Annotated in this window: 2 protein-coding genes (1 of these 2 cut by a window edge); both read left to right on the top strand. The window is 64.2% G+C overall.

Features of this window, described 5'->3' with window-relative positions:
• On the top strand, positions 1-893 hold the 3' portion of the coding sequence (locus tag I55_RS05910) for a dihydrodipicolinate synthase family protein (RefSeq protein ID WP_199902475.1). It extends 70 nt beyond the left edge of the window; 893 of the gene's 963 nt are visible here — the last part of the coding sequence; its start codon lies off the left edge, out of view; it ends in the stop codon at positions 891-893.
• Between the two features lie 118 nt (positions 894-1,011).
• Entirely contained in the window at positions 1,012-2,409 is a 1,398-nt protein-coding gene (locus I55_RS05905) for an MFS transporter (RefSeq protein WP_252181035.1), read from the top strand.
• The last annotated feature ends 91 nt before the right edge of the window (positions 2,410-2,500 follow it).

Raw genomic sequence — 2,500 nt, 5'->3', positions numbered from 1 at the left:
GCCCGGCCCCGGTGACGGCCTTCACCAGGGACGGCAAGGTGGACTACGAAGCCAATGCCGCGCTGGCGAAATGGTTGGTCTCCATCACTGGGGTGAAGAGCCTGGTTTGTCTGGGTCATGCTGGTGAAGGCACCTTCCTGACCCAGGATGAGCAGGTGAAGCTCATTGAAACACTGGTGGAGGCGGTCGGCGGACAGGTTCCCATCATCGCCGGCATTACCGGCGAGGGCACGGAAGTGGCGGCGAAGGAAGCCCGTCGTGCCGCGGACGCCGGCGCCATCGGCGCCCTGGTCTATCCATCCCATGGCTGGCTGCGCTTCGGCTTCCAGGACGGGGCGCCGCAGGACCGCTACAAGGCCATCCACGAAGAGTCGGGCCTGCAGTGCATCCTGTTCCAATACCCTGACGTCACCAAGGCCAGCTACAATCTGAAGACCCAGTTGGAGATCGCCGCCCAGCCGGGCGTGGTGGCCACCAAGAACGGCGTGCGCAACATGCGTCGCTGGGACACGGAAATCCCGGTGCTGCGCAACGAGTTCCCGGATCTGCAGATCCTGACCTGCCACGATGAGTACCTGCTGCACACCATGTTCGATGTGGACGGCGCGTTGGTCGGATACGGTAACGTGGCGCCCGAGTTGCTGGTGGAGTTCATCGCCGCGGGGAAGGCCAAGGACTACCCGAAGGCCCGGAAGATTCATGATCAGTTGCTGCCGGTGACCAAGGCCATTTACCATCGCGGATCGCATATGGAGGGCACGGTGGCCCTGAAGATCGCGCTGGTCGCGCGCGGCATCCTTGAGAATGCGACGATCCGGTCGCCTCTTCGGGACCTGTCGCCCGAGGCGGAGGCTGAGATCAAGGCGGCGCTGAAGGCCGCTTCCATCATCTAATTCCGACTGCAAGGCACCCCAGCGTACCTGGGGTGCCTTGACCACCCGTATAAGACAAGAAGACATGCCGCGCACCGGTACGCCGGGCGGGAAGGTGTGCGTCCAGTGGGAGGGTCAAATGGATATGATCGTGAGGGACGACGCGAAGCGACGGGGCGCCGCGTCCATGTCCGAAGGCGCACGCCTCATCGCCCGGCTGGAGCGCCTGCCGGTGACCAAGCCCGTCATGTGGGCGCGCGGATGCGTCGGCATGGCGACTTTCTTCGATGGCTACACGACGATCGCCATCGCTTACGCCATGCCCATCCTGTCGAAGGAATGGGCGCTGACGCCGGCGGCCACCGCCGCCATCATCTCATCCGGATATTTCGGCCAGCTGATCGGCGCGGTCATCTTCGGATGGCTGGCCGAGCGCCTGGGACGCCTGCCCGTCCTGGCCATCGCCATCGCCATCTTCGCCGCCATGAGCTGCGCTTGCGTCTTCGCCTGGGACGCGCACTCCCTCATGCTGTTCCGCTTCCTCCAAGGGATAGGAACAGGTGGCGAAGTTCCCGTCGCCAGCGCGTATGTCAACGAGTTGTCGGGCGCCAGGAAGCGGGGGCGCTTCTTCCTGTTGTACGAACTTCTGTTCCTGGTTGGCCTCACCTCCGCCGGTGCCATCGGCTTGGTGCTGGTTCCTGAAGCCGGCTGGAAGGCCATGTTCATCGTCGGGATGGTGCCGGTCGCCCTGGTCATACCCCTGCGCTTCTTCCTGTCGGAAAGCCCGCGCTGGTTGATCGGCAAGGGGCGGCTGGTCCAAGCGGAAGCCATCGTGGCCCGCCTTGAGGCGAGCGCGATCCGCAGCGGCAAGGTTCTGCCGGAACCTGCCGTTCCCGTGATGGCGGTCGCTCCGAAAGCCCAGGGCTCGGTAAAGGAACTCTTCGGGCCGCTCTACGGCCCGCGGACGCTGCTGCTGTGGGTCATGTGGTTTGGCGCCTATATGATCAACAACGGCTTGGTCACCTGGTTGCCGACCCTTTACAAGACGGTCTTCAACATGCCGGTCGGTCAGGCCATCGGCTATGGCTTCATCACCACCGGTGCCGCCCTGGTGGCGTCCTTCATCTGTGCCCTGCTCATCGATCGGGTCGGCCGCCGCCGCTGGTATATCGGTGCCCTGGCCTTCGCCGTCATCCCGCTGGCGGCGCTCTATCTGGAAGGGGCGAGCAGCGCGCTGACCGTCCTGTTCCTCGCCACCCCCGCCTTCGCCGCCGTCCAGACCGTCACCTATTCCCTCTACCTCTACTCCGGCGAGCTGTATCCGACACGGCTGCGCTCCCTGGGGGCTGGCCTGGGCAGCGCCTGGCTGCGTGCCGGGTCCATGGCGGGACCTTGGGTGATCGGCATGGTCGTCGCGCAAGGCTCCGTGGCGCCCGTCTTTCTGGTTTTCGCCACCATGTCAGCCTTCACAGGTCTGATCGTGTGGCTGCGCGCGCCGGAAACAACCGGAAAATCGCTCGAGATCCTGTCGCCCTAAAGGGCAGCAGCATCCACCACGCTCCAATGATTTTCACGGAACTTCGCGCGAGACGAAGTCCGAAAGGGGAGGCTTTATCATGAAAATGCTG

The sequence above is a fragment of the Azospirillum sp. B4 genome (genome assembly GCF_000333275.1).
Taxonomy (GTDB): Bacteria; Pseudomonadota; Alphaproteobacteria; order Azospirillales; family Azospirillaceae; genus Nitrospirillum.
Note: the sequence above shows the minus strand (reverse complement) of the source record. Positions and strands in the feature narration are given on the sequence as shown.